Annotated in this window: 20 protein-coding genes; 1 reads left to right on the top strand and 19 read right to left on the bottom strand. The window is 39.3% G+C overall.

Going from position 1 to position 21568, the window contains the following annotated elements:
* From G400_RS14595 to G400_RS14585, 11 genes are all read right to left on the bottom strand, one after another.
* Window positions 1–254, bottom strand: a 254-nt coding sequence (locus tag G400_RS14595; protein WP_035143608.1) for a helix-turn-helix domain-containing protein, incomplete at its 3' end; no start/stop codon positions are given.
* A 28-nt stretch (window positions 255–282) separates the two neighbouring features.
* Window positions 283–1230, bottom strand: coding sequence for an L-ribulose-5-phosphate 3-epimerase (locus tag G400_RS14590; protein WP_051254419.1), 948 nt, complete (start codon window positions 1228–1230; stop codon window positions 283–285).
* A complete protein-coding gene (locus tag G400_RS0105825) occupies window positions 1220–2758 on the bottom strand; it encodes an FGGY-family carbohydrate kinase (RefSeq protein WP_017262973.1) in 1539 nt (512 codons plus the stop codon). Before G400_RS0105825 ends, G400_RS14590 begins: the two co-directional genes overlap by 11 nt.
* 16 nt (window positions 2759–2774) lie before the next feature.
* A complete protein-coding gene (locus tag G400_RS0105820) occupies window positions 2775–3785 on the bottom strand; it encodes a hypothetical protein (RefSeq protein WP_017262972.1) in 1011 nt (336 codons plus the stop codon).
* A gap of 148 nt (window positions 3786–3933) precedes the next feature.
* On the bottom strand, window positions 3934–4890 hold the full coding sequence (locus G400_RS0105815) for an NAD(P)-dependent oxidoreductase (RefSeq protein WP_017262971.1): 957 nt from the start codon (window positions 4888–4890) through the stop codon (window positions 3934–3936).
* Between the two features lie 34 nt (window positions 4891–4924).
* Window positions 4925–5890: an amidohydrolase family protein gene (locus tag G400_RS0105810; protein WP_017262970.1), complete on the bottom strand. Its 966-nt coding sequence runs from the start codon at window positions 5888–5890 to the stop codon at window positions 4925–4927.
* 31 nt (window positions 5891–5921) lie between these two features.
* Window positions 5922–7376: a PTS galactitol transporter subunit IIC gene (locus G400_RS0105805; RefSeq protein ID WP_017262969.1), complete on the bottom strand. Its 1455-nt coding sequence runs from the start codon at window positions 7374–7376 to the stop codon at window positions 5922–5924.
* Window positions 7377–7396: 20 nt separating this feature from the next.
* On the bottom strand, window positions 7397–8140 hold the full coding sequence (locus tag G400_RS0105800) for a sugar phosphate isomerase/epimerase family protein (protein ID WP_017262968.1): 744 nt from the start codon (window positions 8138–8140) through the stop codon (window positions 7397–7399).
* A gap of 97 nt (window positions 8141–8237) precedes the next feature.
* Window positions 8238–8705, bottom strand: coding sequence for a YhcH/YjgK/YiaL family protein (locus tag G400_RS0105795; RefSeq protein ID WP_017262967.1), 468 nt, complete (start codon window positions 8703–8705; stop codon window positions 8238–8240).
* 33 nt (window positions 8706–8738) lie between these two features.
* The gene (locus G400_RS0105790) at window positions 8739–9989 is read right to left on the bottom strand and encodes an MFS transporter (protein ID WP_017262966.1); all 1251 of its coding nucleotides are present in this window, start codon (window positions 9987–9989) and stop codon (window positions 8739–8741) included.
* 11 nt (window positions 9990–10000) lie between these two features.
* Window positions 10001–10450, bottom strand: a complete 450-nt coding sequence (locus G400_RS14585; protein ID WP_017262965.1) for a YhcH/YjgK/YiaL family protein — start codon at window positions 10448–10450, stop codon at window positions 10001–10003.
* Between the two features lie 579 nt (window positions 10451–11029).
* Between G400_RS14585 and G400_RS0105780 the strand changes: the two genes are divergently transcribed.
* The gene (locus tag G400_RS0105780; RefSeq protein ID WP_017262964.1) at window positions 11030–12037 is read left to right on the top strand and encodes a LacI family DNA-binding transcriptional regulator; all 1008 of its coding nucleotides are present in this window, start codon (window positions 11030–11032) and stop codon (window positions 12035–12037) included.
* 261 nt (window positions 12038–12298) lie between these two features.
* Here G400_RS0105780 and G400_RS0105775 read toward each other — a convergent pair whose 3' ends face one another.
* The 8 genes from G400_RS0105775 to arcD all read right to left on the bottom strand — a co-directional run bounded on the left by G400_RS0105775 (window position 12299) and on the right by arcD (window position 21505).
* Window positions 12299–12976, bottom strand: a complete 678-nt coding sequence (locus tag G400_RS0105775; protein ID WP_017262963.1) for a hypothetical protein — start codon at window positions 12974–12976, stop codon at window positions 12299–12301.
* Window positions 12977–13128: 152 nt separating this feature from the next.
* The gene (gene argS, locus G400_RS0105770) at window positions 13129–14817 is read right to left on the bottom strand and encodes an arginine--tRNA ligase (RefSeq protein WP_017262962.1); all 1689 of its coding nucleotides are present in this window, start codon (window positions 14815–14817) and stop codon (window positions 13129–13131) included.
* Between the two features lie 275 nt (window positions 14818–15092).
* Window positions 15093–16571 (bottom strand): amino acid permease, encoded by a 1479-nt coding sequence (locus G400_RS14580; protein WP_017262961.1) that lies wholly within the window; start codon window positions 16569–16571, stop codon window positions 15093–15095.
* Window positions 16572–16678: 107 nt separating this feature from the next.
* Window positions 16679–17131 (bottom strand): arginine repressor, encoded by a 453-nt coding sequence (locus tag G400_RS0105760; protein WP_017262960.1) that lies wholly within the window; start codon window positions 17129–17131, stop codon window positions 16679–16681.
* A gap of 19 nt (window positions 17132–17150) precedes the next feature.
* Window positions 17151–17828, bottom strand: a complete 678-nt coding sequence (locus tag G400_RS0105755; RefSeq protein WP_017262959.1) for a Crp/Fnr family transcriptional regulator — start codon at window positions 17826–17828, stop codon at window positions 17151–17153.
* 150 nt (window positions 17829–17978) lie between these two features.
* Window positions 17979–18917 (bottom strand): carbamate kinase, encoded by a 939-nt coding sequence (arcC, locus tag G400_RS0105750; RefSeq protein ID WP_017262958.1) that lies wholly within the window; start codon window positions 18915–18917, stop codon window positions 17979–17981.
* Between the two features lie 20 nt (window positions 18918–18937).
* Window positions 18938–20068: an aminotransferase gene (locus G400_RS0105745; protein ID WP_017262957.1), complete on the bottom strand. Its 1131-nt coding sequence runs from the start codon at window positions 20066–20068 to the stop codon at window positions 18938–18940.
* 12 nt (window positions 20069–20080) lie between these two features.
* On the bottom strand, window positions 20081–21505 hold the full coding sequence (gene arcD, locus G400_RS0105740; protein ID WP_017262956.1) for an arginine-ornithine antiporter: 1425 nt from the start codon (window positions 21503–21505) through the stop codon (window positions 20081–20083).
* Window positions 21506–21568: the final 63 nt, after the last annotated feature.

The following is a 21568-nucleotide window of genomic DNA, read 5'->3' as shown; positions in this document are numbered from 1 at the left end:
AAACGTAGGTGGTTGGTAATTAAAATTGTCAATGATGGCGTTAGAATCGAATGGCGACCACAAGCCCGCCTTTTATGATCTGCGTCTTGTTGCGCTAATTCGGGATCATAGGGATTGACCCGATCTAATTCATAGCTAATAGTTGATTTGGCAACGCCTAAGGCGTCAGCCATATCTTGGTAAGTATGATGGCCTTCACTGACCAGTTGAGCTAGCGCACCACGTTGAAAACGTGATAAAGTAGCAGTACCCAAAGTAATCACTCCTTATAGCTGGTTGGAATTAACTACTACCATTGTAAGAGATTGCTTTGGGCCTTTTTTTATTTTTGTTCGGATTAATTATAGAATTTGCCATATCAATAACTTCTTGGTGAATATTCAACTTGGTAAACAAATTATCGAAAAAAGCTTTTGCTTTCTTTATCTCGGCAATTGGGTTTTCAGCCGTTTCCGTCCACATTTCGACCGTGTAGCTTCCTGAATAATTTAATCGCTTTAGTGTTTTGAGACAGCCTTCAAAGTCAACATCGCCTTCCCCAAAGGGCACATTCTTGAATTGTCCTTTAAATGTCGGAGTGACTCTTTTGGTGTCTTTCAGATGGACAGCAACAACATCATCCATATTATTTTCCAAGTCTTCTGCAACGTTATTTTCAGGCCATGCAGAAATATTTCCGAGGTCTGGATATCCTTGAAGCCAAGGGCTTGGAATTTGCTTTTTGATATGTGCAATTTTACTAAGCGAGTTTAAAAACGGATCATCCATTGTTTCAATCGATAACATTACAAGTTTCTTAGCCGCCATTTCTACACATTTCGTTAAGTCTTCAATGAACCATTCACGACTTTGAACCGTTTTTTGCTCATAATAAACATCGTATCCTGCCATCTGAATATTACGAATTCCAAGATCGACAGCCAAGTCAATCGCTTTCGACATCATTGATAACGATTTTTCTCTGACCGCTGGATCTGCTGACCCGAGTGGAAAACGTCGATGGCCAGATAGCATCATCGTATTAATTCGACTATTTGTGCGCCACATTGCCTGACGAAATTGTTGCCGTTGTTGACGTGACCAATCAAGACGTGACAGCCGTTCATCGCTTTCATCAATCGAAAACTCTAAAAAATTAAAGCCCAACTGGTGCACAAGATTGAATTTTTCTTCCCAACTTAAATTTTGTGGTAGTGCCTTTTCATATATTCCAAGTGCATTAGTCGTCAATTGTATTCATCTTCCTTTGCATAAGGTCCAACTGTTCCCACTGATTATCCATTGCCCGTCCAAATGTCTGATAGGTCTCGTACTTAGTGGCATACAAATCAACTTGCCGTGGGTCCGGTTCAATGCGTTTGATAACATGTGTCATTTGGTTAACCGCTTCACCAAAATCGTTAAAAATATTGGCCCCGACGCCAATTGCCATTGCGCCACCAAGACCACCTAATTCACTCACATCCGTTAATTCAATTGGCAAGTTTAGAACATTCGCAAACATTTGTACCCAACTGGGCGAGTTAACAGCTCCACCTGACATTCGAATAGCTTTAGGTCGATGTCCCAAAACTGCCAATAACTGTTCAAAATGTTGTCGGTGTGCGAAGCAAATACCTTCATATACAGATTTTATTAGCTCTGATTTTGTCGTGCCACTACGTAAACCAATGAAACTTCCCTCAGCATCTGGACTAAGATTGCTACCATACAAAAATGGGTAAAACAAAACCTTAGTGAATGTTGCATCAGTGGATTCCAGAAAACTCTCCAACGTATCATAAATCGATTTTCCACTGGCTTGTGCATCACGTATTTCCGCAGTCATTAACATCTTTATTATGATGTTCAAGTTCCCAGCAGAGGTCGGGCTAGAAGCTTCGATCAAGTATTGATTAGTCGGTAACAATGAGTTCATAAGTCCTGAACTATCGGGAGCCAAAGTTCGACTTGGAAAAATATTCATATTCCATGTACCGGCAATAATACTAAATAGACTATCGTCTAAAACTCCGGTTGCGATTGCACAAGCATCGATGTCAAACATCCCTGCATACACCGATAATCCTTCTGGCAATCCACTTTGTCTTGCGACATCTTTAGAAATTTGTCCACAACAATCGGTTGCGTTTACCAAACTGGGTAATGCTTCATATATTTCAGAAATCCCAAAGAAATGAGTTAATCTGCTGTCATACTCGCCAGTTTTTAAATTGATTAAGTTATTACCCGATGCGTCACCACGCTCTTGAACGACCTTGCCAGTTAACAAATACCTGATAAAATCTTTGTTCGACAACACCGCTCCTATTTGATCGTAGTCGGCTCTTCGATTGTCTTTAAGCCACTTTAAAATGACAGGTGCTTGACTTGGCATTACATGTTGGTGACTAATTTCAAAAATCTGATTAACATTACTTTCATATTTTTCTGCTAAGGATTCTGCTCGACTATCTGCCGATAAGATCCCATTCATAAATGGTCGATTGTCTTTATTTAATACATAAAGTCCTTTTCCGTGGCCGACAGTTGTTATGCCCACAATCTCACTAATTGGAACTTTCATTCTGTTAATTAAGGTCTTGATTGCGTGCATTAGGTTTTTAAACAATTCGTCCAACTGAATTTCATGAAAGCCTGGGCTGGGTTCAATATCTTTGGTCGGAAACGAGAAAACATCAACTTGCGCCCCATGTTCATCAATAAGCACAACCTTTGTGTTAGTACCACCATTATCGATGGTTAAAAAATAATGCATGTAAATTCACCATCCGTTATTCAGCATTTCTGACTGCATAAACCGCAACCTCATTTGCCTCCCGGTTTGCCGAAAGCAGATATTGTTGTCCATTTTTCTCATACACAGTTACATTACTTGGACCCACCTGCTTGTCAATCACCGTAGCACTGAGCTGGTCATCACTAATTAACTCTAGGTTTTGTGCTCCATCACGCCAACCAAATATGAAATAGTTCTTTGATCCGAGCTGACCACCCCAGATTGCGTGTCCAAAAGGCGTATCAGGCTCACTTCGTTCAATTGTCTGAAAACTAGCATTTGACATTCTTAAATATGGACCATGAAATCCCTCAATTGTTAAATACTCATTTTCCCCATCATTATTTATATCGGTGCTGTAAATGTCTGATGTCTCAATGCTAGAAAGCTGAGTTAGTTTCCATTTAGTGCTGTCAGTTGATGGTGGAACCAATTTAAAAATACCCTCGACACCTGTAACCAGAGAATATCCGTCCATCCGCTTATAACCGTGATTTTTCGTAATTCGGACAGAAAGAGGTGTTTTATCAACAATTCGGTCATTTACATCATCATAAGTACCAACCCAGATTTTTCCCGGATCACTCCAATCATCGGTATTCCGTTTTGAATTAGCTATACTGCACCCGACATACCAGAATCCCTCGTTGTCTTTTTTTGGAATAATATCAAAACGGTGGACATAAGGAAAACTGCCAATGACTTTCTGATCCCAATCAGTTCCATTAAATGTTTCTTTAACAATTCGACATGCTGCGGAATTGAATCCTGGATAAAAACGCTGTGTTGCTAAAAAGTTTAGTGTTCCAGGAATATTTACCATTGTCATAGTTCCGCCTACATCAGGCCATACAGTGGTTCTAGAAAAATGGTTATCTAGATCATATGCGTAACAAGGCCGATTCTCCTCAGAAGCAACGATAACAAAGTCTCGATTTTCAGCAGTCATTCGCATAATTGCATAACAATGATCTAGTTCATCACTGAATATTTTTTCAAATTCCATCTACTTGTACCTTCAATCATTTTCTCAGTTGTTTTCAGGTTAACCGCTTAACTTGTGGACGTCAAGACATCTTCGTCTAAATTTTATTTTATACTGCCCATCAAATAGAAATCTCCTAATGGAGAAACACACATTAGGAGATTCAAAATCACTTGTTAACTTGATTAATAGCCGTACCATCACGAAGGAATGAAATCAAGTTTTGTGAAGCTTCTTTGGCAATTGCCGTACGTGCCTCTAATGTACCTGTACCTGCATGAGGACTTAAAATCACATTATCCAACGCACGCAAAGATTCAGGAATATTCGGTTCTGTTTCAAAAACATCTAAGCCAGCTCCAGCAATCTGACCGTCCTGTAATGCTTTAATTAAGTCATTCTGTTTTACTAGAATACCACGAGCCGCGTTAACCAAGTACGCAGTATTCTTCATCTTGTCAAATACATTTTCATTAAAGATACCAACAGTGGATGGTAATGCAGGAGCATGCAACGTAATAACATCTGATGTAGAGACAAGAGTATCAAAATCGACAAACTTTACAGCTAATTTTTCTTCTAAATCTTTATCGAGGCGACGAGCATCATTGTAAATCACGTTCATTCCAAGAACTTGACAAAATTTGGCAACTTCAGATCCAATGCGGCCCATGCCATACACTCCAAGTGTTTTTCCTTGCAAACTCATGCCCATATACTTTTGCTCAGAAACATCCATCCAATTTCCACTCCGAACAACTTTATCATAGAAATACAAACGGCGGACTGTTGCAAGTATTAAGGCGAAAGTCATTTCTGCAGTGGGTACACGGACACCCATTGGACAGTTAGAAACGACAATTCCTTTAGATTTTGCATATTCGATATCAATGTGGTCAAAGCCAACTCCGTTAGCCGTAATAATTTTTAGGTTACTGCCGGCATCAATTAATTCGCGATCCCCTTTTGTTCCCATCAAAAGCAAACCGTCAAAATTTTTAACGTTAGCTAAAATCCATTCTCGCGTTTCTTTTTCAGGTTCATAGGTCACGTCAAAAACTTCACGTAATTCTGTTAAACCTTGTTCTGGAATTATACCTGTAACTAAAATTTTTGCTTTAATCATTTTATTAAACCCCTTCGTTACGATTTTTAGTAAATCACTTCATAACTGGATCGTCCGCATCTAACATCGCTTTTACATTTTGCGACTTGAAATAGATACGATTGGCGTTGTTGTACATAACGTTTTCAAGCTCATCGGGCGTAAAAATATCGGTATGCTCCAGCCATGTGGCCAAGTTATGATATGAATTAAAAGTTGAGGACCATGGAGAATCCGTCCCCCAAATAATTCGTTTGGATCCTAAAATCTTCTTAGCTAGACTGACGTCTTTCTGGCATCGTGGAAATGGAAAATCAGTTTCGCCTTCAATATCTTGAATGGCTGAAATATCAGTATAGATATTGTCTAAGGGCTTCCATTGATTTAATGCATTAGCTAGTCGATCTAAATGATCTGCATTTGGAAATGAAAGATGACAAACAACAAAATCAAGTTTGGGATATCGCCGCGCCAAATTAAAGATTGCCTCCGGTTCATAACTAAACTGAGAATAGTCACCATAATCTGTTGTTACAACAAATCCTGGGTAATCGGCTAGATAGTGAAAAATTCTTCCAATGTTTGGATCTGAATCCAATCGAAATGGCTTATGGTATCCGTGTAAACCGCCACCCTGACTAATTTCAAATTTAATTGCTCTAAACCCTAAATCTTCGACATGACGCCGAACAATTTTCATTGCGGAATCTGTAAAAGGGTCCACAGAAAAGGCAGCCACGAAACGATTGGGATATTTTTTAACCGTTTGATATGAATAATAATTTTGATAACCATTCAAACTGCCTTGCAATAGAACAGCTTTTTCAATCTTGTTATCATCCATGACCTTTAAGGCTGATTCCGCCAAAAAATCGTCATCACCCCACCCATCAGGAATGAGCTTTATCAAAGTTCCGTCATCCCAAATTGTTTGACCATTACCTAATGGCGTCATCCGACCTTTGCCATTAAAGCCCGCTACTGATCGAACAAGGTGTAAATGTCCTTCAATTTTTTTCATGATTTTTCCTCCATTTCCAAATGATTTAAATTTAATAATTTATTTTTTGATTGCTGCCCGAATAACCAGCATTCTTATCTGACATACGCTTCAAATATTGCCAAATAGTAGGACGATAGCGCCGCAATGCGTAGAGTAGAATCAAATATACGAGAACGGCCAGGCCAATCCACAATGGATTTTGTGAAATAAAGGCGGCAAAAATTAAGGCATTAAGGGGGCGCGCCATTAAATTAAAGCTGGTGATCAAAACGATTCCTGCCGGAATAGCGACACCATAATGTGAAACTGCACCAGTATAAACACTACCCAGCCAGCTCGCCGCATATAATCCAAGACTAAACCAAACAATTCCATTGGCAATTACCTTTAGTATATTTCCCTTCGTGATTGCAACAATAGACTCCACCATAAACGGTAAAGAAATCAAATCAACAATTGGTAATGATTTATTCCCAGGGAGGATGAATGCAATGATGACCATGATGGGAATTAAGATCACTCCGGAAATAATTGTTGCAGGTTCGCCATAACCAACACCATCATCGACTCCTAGGAACCATCGTTTCTTATCCTGAATTAAATCTTCAAAGGTGCTTTCTGCATCCCCGTCATTTTCTCGATGTTTGTCAATTTCTTCTGCTAATGGTGTAAATGCCTTGGCAAAAACTCCTGTCACCAATGGAAAAATGGTCATAACGGCTGCAAGTTGAATAGCGAATGATAAAATCTGACCCCAAGCATGCAGGGTTCCTAAGGCCCTGATGTTTCCTAAGACGCCTATAATTATGCCTAGTAAGGCACCTAATGTTGTTGGTTCGCCAAACACGCCCAACTTTCGTTTAAAATAATCCGGTGTCATTTTAACCTTGTTAAATCCAAGTAAGTTCCACAAAGGATCTAGTATTATTGCCGGTACGGTTTGTTCGATGTTGTGAAGCGAAGAAACAGATGCATTCTTGACACCGTAATAATCTGACCATCGATCTGCTTGTATTTCCGCTAATGCTAATGCATAGAGTAACATGAAAAATGAAAGTCCTAGCGAGAGCCAAAAATTGTGTGTTACATAAAAGCAAAGTGTGCCCCAAATCATAAATCCAAAATTATTCCACAAATTTGAAGCCATAAAAATTTTAGTAATACCTAGTGCGAACAAAATTAACTCTGCAATTAAACCAAATACGAAAAAACTAAGCCCAACGCTAGATCCAAATGATGCAAGCGAGCCTGCCTGCCAGCCAATATCAACGACAGGCAACTTAATCCCAGTATTGTTGACCATTTGCTTAATGATCTTTGTAACTACGGGCGTAAACATTGTAATAATCCAACCAAAGCCAGTTAATCCAACCCCTGCATAAAAAGCACTCATCATCGCAGTTTTGGGTTTAACTCGCAGGAACAAAGCAACAACAAAAATCATTATCGGAACAAGAACGCTTGCACCAAATGTTTGAAAAACCTTATTTACAGTTTCCAACATGTTAATTTTCCCCTTCCACCTTACTTAGACGATAAGAACGACTTTACTTTTTCTAAATCTTCGGCAATAACTTCAGGCGTGCTGGCATACTCAAACCCCAAATATCTCGCCATTGGTAAAAGCTTAATTAGCGAACGCCAATCTAGGTCACCTTTTTCCAAACTATCAGTCACCTGTCGGCGCTGGTCAATCAACATTTCATTCTTTAAATGAACGTAATCAGTAACATTTGCTAAAGCCACAGCCGCCTCATTCGCAGTGGCCGACAACCAGCTCCAATTTGCAATATCGAAGCAATAGCTAATATGAGGAATAGCCGCCCCCTCTATAAGTCTAAAAAAACGTTGTGTCGCAACCAGATCACTTTCAGCCAGTGTTTGATTGTTTTCAATTTTTAAACTAAATGTTCCATCAAGTAACCGAACTAAACCAGCCGAGTTTAAATAACCGCATTTGCCTAAATTCAACTTAATGTTTGAGGCGCCCATTTGATGCATTTGTTTAACATAGTGTGGCAATTTCGAATTCAACTGGCCATTCTTGTACAAAACGTCATTCACACTATAAAAAACACCAATATTTTTTCTCTCGCTAACCTTTTTAATTCTTTCCAACTCTTCTGGGCGACCATTTAAAAATTCGCTACGAACTTCAATAACGTCAAAGCCCATTTTCTTTGACTCTTCAATAATGTCAGCTTGTGAAATACCCTTTTTCAACTTGTCTTTAAATGCAATTGTGTTAATAACATAACTACACATCATTACTGCTCCCTTCATAGCTAAAACGGCTACCACACAGATAGAAAGTTTAAAATAGCTTTCGAGTTAAGCGGTTAACAAAAAGAATAAAAAAATCCAATTAGTCTAATGCGATTTTCACACACAGTTTGTGATTATGATTAACTTTACCATCGACAATACCATGAGCTGCGTGTAAATCTGACGGATCAAAAATGGCGTAATGACGATCAGTTAACAATGCTTTACTGTGAAAGGCTGGGTGCTTAAAGTACTGAATTTCAACATCGGGATCGTAATCGCTTGCTGCTTCTGAGGTTCCTGCATCCGCCCATCTAACCCATTCCGCACCTTGAATCATATAATGAATGTCAATGTGTTTACGATGTGTTTCATAGTTCATCGTGGCATACTCACGTGTGTCATATTCTTGAAAACGCAATTCTACGCCATCGGCAATTTCTTTGTTACCGATTGGTTCAGCAAGTAATTCTTCCGTTGAATGTGCATCTAACCAATCTAAAGCTGTTTGAATGCGTTTTTGAATTTTTTCATCCCGACGATGTGCCTTACTAAGTCCAAATTCCATAATTAATTTTTCTCCTTTTATCTTATCTATTTTTTACTCATTCTTTTGAGCGTCTGATTCTCTAACGAACAACAATGCTACAACAGCAATTATTGGGAATACCGAAATAATTAAATACGAAGCCACATAACTACCACTGGATGCCAAAATCTGTCCAAGCAGAATTGGTGCAAGAAATGATCCCACCTGATTGAAGACGTTGATAAAACCAGAAACCGTACCTCGCTGATCTGCTGGTGCAACTTCAACTGAAAGGTTGTTCGTAATAGTACTAAACATAAACGCACCGACACCCATTGCGCCTGTCCAGAAATACAATAATGCAGTATTCCCATGTGGCGTTAACGCAAAGCCAATAATTGTTGGTGTGAAAATCGCCATAAATATCGCCGCCCATACGTGTCGAGACCACTTGGAGTGATCCGAGATCCATCCCGCCACAACCATTGAGATAACGGAGGTGATTCCAAAAATTGCCATTGCAGAACCGGCAGTAACCAAACTAAACTTCAAGTTTTTAACCATAAATAAGTTTGCCCAGTTGGTCACTCCCCATTTGGCGCCTGTCGCAAACAGTCCCGTAATTGCTAACATCCAAACACTGCGATTGTTAATTGCTTTGCGTAACCGCTGCATCGATGATTCAGTTTCAACTTTGCCATCACTTTCCTTCACACCAAACTGTTGTGGAAAAGGTGGTGTTCCTTTAAGCGCGAACCATGCAAAAATCAATGCCGCAAGTGGAAACAGTGCTGTGACCCCTAGGGCTGCCCGCCAACCATAATGAACCATTACTGATGGTGCATACAGGTTGATAACCGTCAGACCAAAAGACGTACAGGTGTTAAATATTCCAGTAGCAGTCGCACGTTTTTTACCGTCAAACCATTCTGTGATAATCCCTAAACAGGCGGATAAGTCAGGTCCACTCACCAGCCCAAGCACAAACCTTAGAACCAGACCGTCCCAATAGCCTTGCATGAAAACCATTGCACCCATAACAACTAAATTGCCTAGAACAGCTGCTAATAAAAGTTTTTTGTATCCAAACTTATCGGCTAGCATTCCTCCTGGCAACACAGTAATCGCATAACCAATATAAAATGCAGTTAAATAATTGCTACCCTGTTGCACTGTGAAATGAAGTGAATCAATTGCCGAGGGCATAATCGTTGCCCACGATAAACGCGTTATAAAACTGATTAAAAATGCAAACCATATTCCCGCAAGAACCACGAACTGTTTGCCAGTCCATCGACCATGCGAGGCTAAATTGTTTTCCATCTTTGTTGCCCCTATCTACCTAATTTCAAGACTAATTTTCGTACGTGAGTTGATTTTCCAATTGCACCATTTGTTCTATGCGGTTCGTGCATGCCGATCAAAATAAAATCATCCTGATGGAGCATAATTCGGTTGAAATGATCTGGTTGTTCTACATACTGAATATCTCGATCATCGTTATAATCTGTCATCGCTACAAAATTTGTATTAGGTGAAACATCTATTTCTTCTTCACCTGCACAGATGTAGTGCAGGTCCAATCGTTTTTGATGAATTTCAAAATTGAAATTTTCAATTGATTCCGTTTCATATTCCAAGCACTGAACATAAAACCTTTCGCCATCCTGGTGGCTTCTTCCTAGTGGAATAGTATCCAAATCAGTCTTTTTTAAAAAATTTACTGCCTCAAGCACTCGCGCATAATCACTCAATTCAAATCCGTCTATATTTACAAAAAGCATCTTAATATCACCCCCTTTCTACAGAAATAAGTTAATCGTTTAACTAAAAACATGAGATTTCATAGATAGGCTTCGTCTTTTTTAAAAGTCGACTTTATTATGATTTCTATGGTTAATCGCTTAACTAAAACAGTAAAAATAAATAGATTCGATAAGATCCCATCCTATGGGCTACCAATTCTATAAGAAAAATCGTTTTAGTTTGTCCTTGGTTAATCGCTTAACTTTCAAAGCAACATCATTGTAAACGATTACATTTTCGAATGCAACTATTTGCTGCTAAATTCACAAAGTTTATCACTCTTTCAAATCATTTAAAGAATCCTGAATGTATACTTACCGAACTTATTCACACTTATTTGCAAATTACTCACCTATTTTTTTACATTAAGCCTCACAAACTTTTGTAGTAAGTAAAAATAGCTTTTCAAACAATTTCATTTTTGATAGGCTAATCAGGTCGATCATTTTGCACTTCAACCCAACTATATAAGTTAAGCCTTATTAAGCCGGCTACATGATATAATCAGTGTTGAGAAGGATATATTCTTTGCACTACGACCACAATGGAGGGTCATTTTGAATAAATTCACGATAAAAGATATTGCCAAGTTAGCTAATGTCTCCACAGCAACTGTTTCTTATTTTTTAAACGGTAACTACGCGAAGATGTCTATCAATACAAGAAGAAAACTGGCAGATATCATTTCAAAAACAAATTATTTGCCAAGTACAACAGCTCGTAATTTAGCCAAAAACGAAAATAAAACAATTGGCGTTTCTGTAGCAGATATTACAAACCCCTTCACTTCGCCTGTGATTTCGGGAATTTCCGAGAGGTGCGAACAGTATGGGTACAAAATGGTCTTTACCAACTCCAATAATGACGAACGGCGAGAAATTGAAAATATTAATCGCTTGCGCCAAGAAGAAGTAGCTGGCTTGATCATTGATCCAGTTAATCCAGATGGCGACATTTATAACCAGCTATCAAACCTTTACACGGTCATTGTGGATCGTCAATCCAAACGTAATTTGATTGACACGATTGTGACTGATAATACGAAATCAGTGTCCGAAATGACCGCAAAAATGGTTCAGAAAGACTATGATGATCTTTACTTTATATCATGGCCTTTAGATGAAGTAAGTACCAGAATCCACCGTTACACTGGGTTTCAACAAGCGACTCATTATGCAGGTGATGATCACTTATTGATAGTTCCCTATAACTATGACTTAACAACAGATACTAGTTTTAAAGATGAAGTATCACAAATACTTGGTCAAACTAATAAAAAGATCGGTTTTTTCACCATGAATTCGCGTGTTTTGCAGGAACTATTAAAGGTCACTCAATCTTTGGCCTATAACTATGCAAGCGACTTTGGTGTAGCCACTTATGAAGAATTTGAATGGATGCAATTGATGCGTCCAGGGATTAGCTGCATTAGGCAAGATTCGTTTGCCATCGGTTACTCAGCAATGGAAATGCTGAAAAATAAAATTGAATCTAAGTTAACAAGCGAACCAAAAGCAAAAATTAAGGTTATTCCAACTAAAGAAATCATTCGTGAAAGTTTCTGAAACACAATTAAGGCTACCAATTACGTCATAGCTAGGACCGTAATTGGTAGCCTTAATTGTGTTTTTATTGTTTTTTATCAAGAATACGTTTTCTCATATCCACGCGCATGATGCAAGGAAAAATTAACAATGCACTGAACATGCTTTGTGTAACAATTGAAATATACATTGACACGTCAAATATATTCAAAACTCCTGCCGACTAAAAAGCCCCGCCAAAGTGAAACTTTTATTTTAGTACTTATTCAAATATTCAATAGCCTATTTGCTACCCTTGAAAATCGGTATCTTCGTTTCGACAACTTTTGAAACATCCATTGGTTCAATGCCATTCCGTAAAATAGTGTGCCACTGATCCCCAGGCGTACGCACTACATCATCTAAATAAAGTTCCATGTGCCAGCTTTCCGAGGCAACTGAACGATAACCGGCGTCTTGAATGAATTTTTGCAATTTGATGTTTGCTGGCCCAATGCGGGTCAGTACCCCATTATTGCCAATTTGGGCTTCAAGTCCTTCAGAGAAATGAAGCATTCGGATATCCCATAAATATTGTTGATCAACGTTAGTAATGTCAAATTCAGCCGTTTGTAAAATTTCCTTGGTGATAAATGCTGGTTGACGAATCATCAGTTGATAACGCCACTCTGCATCACGACCAGGTGTGACTCTTTCCCACATTGCCTGTAATGGATATCGTTTAAAGGGTGTATACCCTTCTATCTCCAAATTATTATCAGGTGCGTTTGCCAAATAATCAGCTACTTTGTACAGAGCGTCTGCCTTCGCTGTGAAATCACGGTTATTCGGATCGGCTTTACCAACACCTGATAAAACAATATATGAACGGGTTGGCAAATCAATAATTGAACCTTTGTCGATATCATGGGTATATTCTTCCGGATCATCTGCTTGCCAATTAATTTCTTTATTTATCATTATTATCACTCCCAACAACAGCGTAGCATATTACCAGCTTCAATGAAAACGCTTTCTTGACTTCGAGAAATATTTGTTAAACTTATACAAAGCCCCATAATTGTTAGCAATCTTGTCTAACAGTTATGGGGTAATATATTTTTTAAATTCTGCTACATTTCACTTGGCGCCTGAACACCCAGCAAACGTAACGCTTCGGTTAACACTACACTAACACTTTTCACTAAGGCTAACCGATTGTCTAATTCAGCATCCTTAACTAGGATCTTAGTATTGCCATAATACTTATTAAAGGCCTGTGCCAAATGCAGCGTGTACTTAGCAACTACTGATGGTTCATGCTTATCATTAGCTTCCTTGACGATATTTGGAAATTCATCGAGTAATTTAATGGTATTCCACGCCTTTTCATCAGTCAAAGCATAATTTTCTTGTTGAAGTTCAACGCCAGCCTTAGCTAATAGACTTTGAGCCCGCGCATTTGTGTACTGAACGTAAGGACCTGTATCACCTTCAAACTTCAAGACATCTTCCAGATTAAAGTCAATGTTCAAAATACGTTCGTTTTTCAAATCATTAAAGACAACGGCACCAACACCAACCTGACGAGCGACCTCATCCTTATTTTTCAAATCCGGATTTTTGCTCTCAATCTGCTTCTTTGCTAAAGCGATTGAATCATTTAAAACTTCCTCAAGTAAAATAATGCGCCCGGAACGCGTCGACAATTTCTTACCGTTCACTGTGATAAGACCAAATGGAATGTGCTCCATATGCTCGGCCGACTTAAATCCCATCTTTAACAACACTGCTTTAACCTGTTTGAAATAATACGTTTGTTCACTACCAACAACATAGAGATTTTGAGCAAAGTTAAATTCACGTTCACGATAAATTGCGGTCGCCAGATCACGAGTAATATAAAGAGTCGCGCCATCACTTTTTAAAATCAAAGCTGGATTAAGCTTGTATTCATCCAAGTTAACAATTTCGGCACCACGAGATTCCACCAATAAGTTTTTTTCTTTTAAAATGTCGATGACTTCCTGCATTTTATCGTTATAAAAGGCTTCACCATTATAAAGATCGAATTTCACACCGAGTAAATCATAGACTTTTTGGAATTCTTTGAGGGAAACTTCACTAAACCATTTCCATAAGCGATTAGCTTCTTCGTCTCCATCTTCTAATTTTTTAAACCATTCACGGGCCTCATCGTCTAACTCGGGATGTTCAACATCCTCTTGATGAAACTTAACGTAATAAGCAACCAAATTCGTTATAGGATCCTTTCGAACGTCATCCTCATTACCCCATTTTTTATATGCAGTAATGAGCTTTCCAAATTGCGTGCCCCAGTCTCCGAGATGATTATCCTTAATTGGATGATAGCCACGTTTACTCAGCAAATTGGCTATTGAGTTACCAATCACAGTCGAGCGTAAGTGCCCCATTGACATCGGCTTCGCAATGTTCGGCGATGACATATCAATTGGCACATTTCCACCGTGTCCTTCATCAAAGTCTCCGTAATGAGAACCTTGCTGCAAGATTGTACCCAGTACTTCATTGGCATATTGACCCTTGTTCAAGAAAAAGTTAATGTACGGACCAGCTTGAACGACCTTTTCAAAATTACTCTGATCAATTTTGGATAAAACATCTGCAGCAATATCATTAGGCGCGCGATGCATCGATTTTGCCAATGTAAAGGTTGGAAAAGCTAAATCACCCATCATTGACGTTTTCGGCGTCTCAATTAATTTCTTTATTTGTTCTGTACTGAGCACATCCGTTAGCGGTGTCGACAATGCCTCCGCAATTTGTTGTTTATAATCCATATTCTTCTTCCTTTCAAAAAAAACTCGTCTTTCTCCATGTCTAATAGCCATGAAAAGAGACGAGTTTGCCCGCGGTACCACTCTAATTGATAAAATCCACTCATTTAAATATTTAAATGTCGTTCTAAAGAACACGCCTTCAGGTAGCATCAACACTGGGCTCTCATCATCCCCAATTTGCTGTCGTCAATATCGACCCTACTACTTTCTTATCATCAAACATTACACCTGCATGGTAACAAACAGTAACTCCGAAAAGCAACTCGTTATTCAATTCATGCCTTATTTTGTTTTAATTCATCGTCACGAATAGTCGACTTTAGATCTACCTTAGACAATGGAATTAATGTAGTTCTATAACGCAATTTATAATACAGGAACAAAACCAAAAATAGCGGAATACTCATATACGTTACACCAATTGATATCCAATCAAAATCTGCAAGGGATTTCAAGTTTTGTCCGATAATAACCAAAATACAAAGTACAAGTGCTAGCAGTGGTCCGAAAGGAAACAACTGAGCATGATACCGCAACTCCGATAACTTATGTCCCTGTTTGATAAAAGCGCGCCGAAAGCGATAGTGTGAAATAGCTATTCCTATCCACGCAATAAACCCTGTCAGACCACTGGCTGAAACCAAGAAAAGGTACAGTTTTGGACCAAAAAAACTCGTCAAAAACGTTAATGCCGAAATTAAAGTTGTTAGCAATAGCGAAAAAATTGGAATACCTCGCTTGTTAGCTAACCCAAACGACTTAGCCGCATATCCTTGAAGTGACATTGAATACAACATTCTGGTAGACGCATACATACCTGAATTAGCGCTTGAAATGACAGAAGTCAGAATCACAGCATTCATAATGCTTGCAGCTCCTGCCAATCCGGCACGTTGAAATACAACAGTAAATGGACTAATAGCAATATCCTTTGCGGATGAGCCAAGTAACGTCGGACTGGTATAAGGAATTATCAGTGAAATAACTAGGATTGAAAAAATGTAGAAAATTAAAATTCTCCAAAACACCTGATGAATTGCTTTCGGAATGCTTTTTTCTGGAGTGGCTGACTCTCCTGCCGTAATACCAATTAATTCAGTACCCTGAAATGAGAAACCTGCAACTACAAACACGCCTAAAATTCCGGGAATGCCATTCACAAATGGTCCACTTCGATAATTCCAATATCTTAAACCAGTTCCCTGTCTGCCCATAATGCCAATAATACTCATCAGCCCAATCACTAGAAAGATTAGTACAGTTACGACTTTAATAATGGCCAACCAATACTCAGTTTCCCAAAATGATGAAACGGATATCGCATTAATAGTGAAAATAAGAATTAACGCAATAATACTGAATATCCATCCGGGTACATTCGGTAACCAGAAATGCATGATAAGTGAAACTGTACTGATATCAACGGCAACTGTGATTGCCCAATTAAACCAGTAATTCCATCCCATGGCAAAGCCAAGCGCTGGATCGACAAAACGTGTTGCATAAGCAGCAAAAGATCCTGAAACAGGTAAATAAGTCGCCATTTCACCTAGACTTGTCATTAAAAAGTACACCATAATTCCGATCGCAGTGTAAGCAACTAATGCACCGCCTGGCCCAGCAGTTGAGATAGCCGAGCCGCTTGCGACAAATAATCCAGTGCCAATGCTGCCACCCAATGCAATCATCGATAAATGGCGGGTCTTTAACGAACGTTTCATCCTATTTTTGCTATCCTCAACAGGATCTTCCATACTCACCCTTCCTCACTCATCGATGTCATATTGTGCGATTTCCACTAATTGATTCAACTTGCAATTCATAATTTATCTTTTCACCAGTTTCTCAGATTTGTTGTCATTTATCCCATTAAGGCACGAATGCGATTAGCAAACCGAGTCGCATCTTGATTTCCTTTAGTCAATACCCACATATTGTCGTAGCCAGCTAGAGTACTGACCACTTCAGGAAAATCTGAACGATCAATTAAATCAGAAATAGAATCAGTCCAATACGGTACGGTCCTAATAACAACGATAAAATCGTTCACAATCACATCCGTCACTTCATCACGAACCTCTACTAGTAATTCATCACTAGGGTCTTTTTCTATCGATTGTTGTGCAAAATATCGCACTTTTGTTTCCGAATCCATAATTTTTCCAACTCGTAACGACTGCAAATCTCGTGACAATGTTGCCATTGCTACGTTTATTTCACGCTCGGCCAGCACACCGCGTAATTCAGTAATGCTACTTATTTTTTGTGATCGAATAATCTTTAAAATCTCTGTTTGACGATCTTCACGTTTCATGTCTCAACATCCTCAATTTTTAGTTCAAAAAAGTGATTTTTTTGTGCACGTACGCAATTTTGTGGTCTGCTATCAACTCACTGACAACTGCACTGGCCGTCTCACGAGTTGTTGCACTCACTTGGGCCAACTCAATTAAAGTCACGGGATAATCTACATGTATTTGCCCGTTCTCATCTTTTTGTCCAAGTCGATACCCGAAAATTTCTAACGCATGACGCACGCGATCACTGGCTGATGAGGTAACCATGTTCTGTAACTGGTCTTCATTTTGACTAATGATTTGACCCATTTCCTGAATGACAAGTTCCATCATCGCGTTATTCTGTCTGAGAATAATTTCAATTGTCGACATCGAGAACACTGCGATTGTTATTTTTGTCATTGCCCGGGCGGTGTATGAATATTCCCGGTCGTGGAATAAACCACGGTATGGAAAACCGTGATTCTTGTTAACATATTCGTAATAGTTAAATTCGCCGTTTTCATCAAATCGTTCAGTTCTGATAATTCCATCAATCAAAAAATAAAATTTGTCACGCTTATCGCCTTGATCATATAGGGCTTGGCCCTTCGAATATTTTTTAAACACAACATCCTGAGAAAAAATTTGCATTTCATTCTCTGTAAATTTAGAAAATTCTGGTTTTGTCTGCAGCAAGGCCATGTATTTTGGATAGTCAGAGTGTGGAACCATAGGCACCTCCCAAAATTCATAAATTGAAATAACGACTTAAGACATCAGTTCATCGTTAATTTTTACTAATTGTTTTAAACATTATTTGAATTACTGTTCATAAAAAGTACACGGCATGAATAATTCTATCACTCAGTCGATGTCACTTTTTTATTTAGTAATCATCGTTCCGCTACCATCATTTAAATAATTGGCAACGTTCTGCAATGATGTCACCACTGCGGTTCCGCCACTTTTTTCAACAAACTCAATAGCGGCCTGCACCTTTGGTAACATTGAACCCTTTGCAAATTGATTTTCGTCCATGTATCGTTTCAATTCAGCAACAGTTACATGTTCTAATTTTTTCTGATCCGGCTTATTGAAATTGACATAAATATTATCAACCGCTGTCAGAATAATAAGTTGATCTGCATGAACGAGTTCTGCCAACTTTTCCGAAGCAAAGTCTTTATCAATCACAGCTTCACGGCCTACCAACTGATTGCCTTCTTTAACGACAGGCACGCCACCGCCACCTACAGATATCGGCACAATATCATTCGCTACCATGGTATTGATTGTTCTATACTCCTGAACGCCGACAGGTCTTGGTGACGGAACCACTCGACGATACCCACGACCTGCATCTTCAACAAAAGTGAAATCTGAATTAGCGGCTTTGGCCTTTTTCATACCAGCTTCATCATAAAATGGTCCGACTGGTTTTGAGGGATTGATAAAAGCCTGATCATTTGCATCAACTAATACTTGGGTAACAACAGTTGCGACATCTCTATCGATGCCTTTTTCACGCAGGACACGTCCCAAAGCATTTTGAAGCCAGTAACCAATCGATCCCTGTGTCATTGCAACATCTGTATCTAGTGGCATTGCTGGATTCTTATCGGTCGATCCACCCGCCATTTGTAATAACAAGTTACCAACTTGCGGACCATTACCATGCGAAACAATTAACTGATTCCCTTGGATTATGAACTCTGCCAAATATTGAGCAGTTTCAAGCAATGCTTTCTGTTGCGCCGTTGCAGACGCATCGTCCGTCAGAATGGCATTGCCTCCCAGTGCAACAACAATTTTTTTACTCATTTTATTTACCTCTTTTTAAATCAATTTGCGTATTTACTATTGTGAAGAAACAACGACAACCGTTTTAATCCTTCCTGTAACGTTGCAGTATCAGTACAGTAGCCAAGCCGTGCATGACTAGGCGTATCAAAACGGTTACCAGGTACCAACAACACACCTTCATCTTTAAGCAGATCAATGCAAAACTGCTCTGTCTGTTCAGGTTGGATATCTAACTTCACAAAGGATGTTGATACCGCGCGTGGAAAAATCATGCTAACTTTAGGTTCTTGAGCCACCCACTCTTTCAAGATGGACAAGTTATGCAACACAATTTTGGAATTTCGAGCCAAAACACGTGCACGATTTTTCAGTACATAAGTTCCCAATAAATCATTGAAAACCCCAGCACAAATCATGGTGTAATCTCTATATTTGCGAAATATATCAGCGACCTCTTTGTTTGACGCGGTCCATCCCAAGCGGATTCCCGGGACAGAATATGTCTTGGATAACGAGTTGGTCGCAATGCCTTTGTCATACAAATCGGCAATTGAAACAAAACTGTCTGGATCGTCAAGCGGCAGGTAAACTTCATCGACCAAAACATAAGCACCAACCTCTTTGGCCAGTTCAACAATCTGTTGAAGTAAATTACGATCCAAAATGGTTCCTGTCGGATTATTGGCGTTATTCAAACAAATCATTTTTGTGTTTGGTTTAATTAACTGCTTCAACTCGTCAATGTCTGGATTCCAATTATTGTCTTCACGAATGTGCCAGTAATCTACTGTTGCCCCCAAAGACTTCGGAATATCGTACAGTTGTTGATAACTTGGATATTCCGCAATGACATGATCTCCGGACTCAATCAGGGAATACAAAGCTAGATGATTAGCGCCAGTAGCGCCATTTGTCTGTAAAATATTTTCGGCAGGTACATGTTGATATAATTTTGCTGCCTCTTTTTTAAATTCAGGTGATCCTTCAATCCATCCGTAATTCATTTTTTCTTTGTTTAACGATGCATAAAATGTCTGGCCATTCACACCGTCCAGACTCAGCAATTCAGCCATAGTCATGGATGAAATCGTGCTCTGTGAAATATCGTAAGTAGCAGATTTTTCCCACTTATTTAGCCATTCTTCAACACCGAAACCTGCAATCTTCATATCTGCCTCCACTTAAACGGCAATCAATCCTTTACTCAGCAATATAATTCCGACAATGGCCGCAATTGTGATTACTATTGAAGCAACCCATTCCATCTTCGATAGATAGTGGCCTGCCCCATTGTCCTTATTTGCTTTGGCGTAGAAGAAAATTCCTGGCACATAAACGATTAAGCATAGTAGTAAGTACTGCCAACCAGCCATCAAGATACCGAAAACCTGGAACGCAGTAGCAAATACACCAATCCACATCTGACCCATCGAACCTTTTTCACTGCGATGTTGCCACGAATACTTAACTTGATACATTCCGACGAAGATGTAGCAGATAACAATTGCTGCCGTACAAAGTGACAGCGCAAAAGTATAGGCATTTTTAGCAAACAACAGTGACAATAAGAACAACTGAATTAGTACACCTGTCATAATCAACGAGAACGTGGGTGCATTATGTTTGTTCTCACGTCCAAAGATTGGTGGCAACAATTTACTCTTCTTCATGAGCAACATGGTCTCTGCCGGTAGCATCGTCCAAGAAAGCCATGAACCTAAAATGGAAATAATAAGTCCAACACTAATGAACGCACCACCCCAAGTTCCCAACATATCTTTGAAGATATAAACCATAGCCGGTTGCTGAATTGTTGCTAATTTTTCTTGGCTCATATAGCCATATGGCAGCATTGATCCAAGAACATAAATAATTAATAGTGAAATCAAACCAATAATCGTTGCCTTACTGGCATCGGACTTTTTACGCGCTCGTGACGACATCATCGTGGCGCCTTCGACACCGACAAATACCCACATCAGAACTAAAATAGTACTTTTGACTTGGGTCCAAATACTGTCAGTACGACCGGCGTGGCTGGCCACATTCGTCCAGAAATCTGTGGTAAAAATGTGTCCTTTAAACAAAACTATTCCAACAACGATAAACGCAAATAATGGGATAATCTTGCAAATCGTCACGATCGCATTAATAGCAGCAGCACTCTCAACTCCGCGATTGACAACCCACGTTAAAATCCAGGAAACGATACTAGCAACGATGATTGACGGTATGTTTTGTCCGCCCTTAAACGCTGGGAAAAAGTAGCCTAGCGAACTCATTAGCACAGTGGCAAAAGCCACGTTTCCTAGCCAAGCGGATAGCCAATAACCCCAGCCGCTGACAAAGCCAGCAAAATGACCAAAGCCATCCTCGGCGTACGTAAATATTCCTTCCAAATCAGGGCGTTTGTTACCCAAGTTACTAAGTGATAGTGCAAGCATTAAAATACCAAAGCCAACGATTACCCATGCAATTAGAGCTGGACCAGCAGCTGCACCGCTTGACAAGTTTGATGTCAGAGCAAAGATTCCTGCCCCAATGGAAGAACTTACAACCAGCGCAACTAAGGCTGGCAGGCCAATCCCCTTTTTTTCAGGTTCCATCTTTTCGACCTCCGTTTAAAATAAAAACGAGCGTATAGAACTCAATCTATACACTCGTCATGC

The sequence above is a fragment of the Furfurilactobacillus rossiae DSM 15814 genome, from assembly GCF_000428925.1.
GTDB classification, from domain to species: domain Bacteria; phylum Bacillota; class Bacilli; order Lactobacillales; family Lactobacillaceae; genus Furfurilactobacillus; species Furfurilactobacillus rossiae.
Note: the sequence above shows the minus strand (reverse complement) of the source record. Positions and strands in the feature narration are given on the sequence as shown.

Excerpts from the sequence above, each read along its gene's own strand:
- G400_RS0105760 (WP_017262960.1), bottom strand. The coding sequence starts at position 17,131 with ATGAAACGTGAAGATCGTCAAACAGAGATTTTAAAGATTATTCGATCA.
- G400_RS0105805 (WP_017262969.1), bottom strand. The coding sequence starts at position 7,376 with ATGTTGGAAACTGTAAATAAGGTTTTTCAAACATTTGGTGCAAGCGTT.
- G400_RS14580 (WP_017262961.1), bottom strand. The coding sequence starts at position 16,571 with ATGGAAGATCCTGTTGAGGATAGCAAAAATAGGATGAAACGTTCGTTA.
- G400_RS0105790 (WP_017262966.1), bottom strand. The coding sequence starts at position 9,989 with ATGGAAAACAATTTAGCCTCGCATGGTCGATGGACTGGCAAACAGTTC.
- G400_RS0105820 (WP_017262972.1), bottom strand. The coding sequence starts at position 3,785 with ATGGAATTTGAAAAAATATTCAGTGATGAACTAGATCATTGTTATGCA.
- argS (WP_017262962.1), bottom strand. The coding sequence starts at position 14,817 with ATGGATTATAAACAACAAATTGCGGAGGCATTGTCGACACCGCTAACG.
- arcD (WP_017262956.1), bottom strand. The coding sequence starts at position 21,505 with ATGGAACCTGAAAAAAAGGGGATTGGCCTGCCAGCCTTAGTTGCGCTG.
- G400_RS0105825 (WP_017262973.1), bottom strand. The coding sequence starts at position 2,758 with ATGCATTATTTTTTAACCATCGATAATGGTGGTACTAACACAAAGGTT.
- G400_RS14585 (WP_017262965.1), bottom strand. The coding sequence starts at position 10,450 with ATGCTTTTTGTAAATATAGACGGATTTGAATTGAGTGATTATGCGCGA.
- G400_RS0105755 (WP_017262959.1), bottom strand. The coding sequence starts at position 17,828 with ATGGTTCCACACTCTGACTATCCAAAATACATGGCCTTGCTGCAGACA.
- G400_RS0105775 (WP_017262963.1), bottom strand. The coding sequence starts at position 12,976 with ATGATAAATAAAGAAATTAATTGGCAAGCAGATGATCCGGAAGAATAT.
- G400_RS0105800 (WP_017262968.1), bottom strand. The coding sequence starts at position 8,140 with ATGATGTGTAGTTATGTTATTAACACAATTGCATTTAAAGACAAGTTG.
- G400_RS0105810 (WP_017262970.1), bottom strand. The coding sequence starts at position 5,890 with ATGAAAAAAATTGAAGGACATTTACACCTTGTTCGATCAGTAGCGGGC.
- G400_RS0105795 (WP_017262967.1), bottom strand. The coding sequence starts at position 8,705 with ATGGAATTTGGACTTAGTAAGGCACATCGTCGGGATGAAAAAATTCAA.
- G400_RS0105815 (WP_017262971.1), bottom strand. The coding sequence starts at position 4,890 with ATGATTAAAGCAAAAATTTTAGTTACAGGTATAATTCCAGAACAAGGT.
- G400_RS0105745 (WP_017262957.1), bottom strand. The coding sequence starts at position 20,068 with ATGAAGATTGCAGGTTTCGGTGTTGAAGAATGGCTAAATAAGTGGGAA.
- arcC (WP_017262958.1), bottom strand. The coding sequence starts at position 18,917 with ATGAGTAAAAAAATTGTTGTTGCACTGGGAGGCAATGCCATTCTGACG.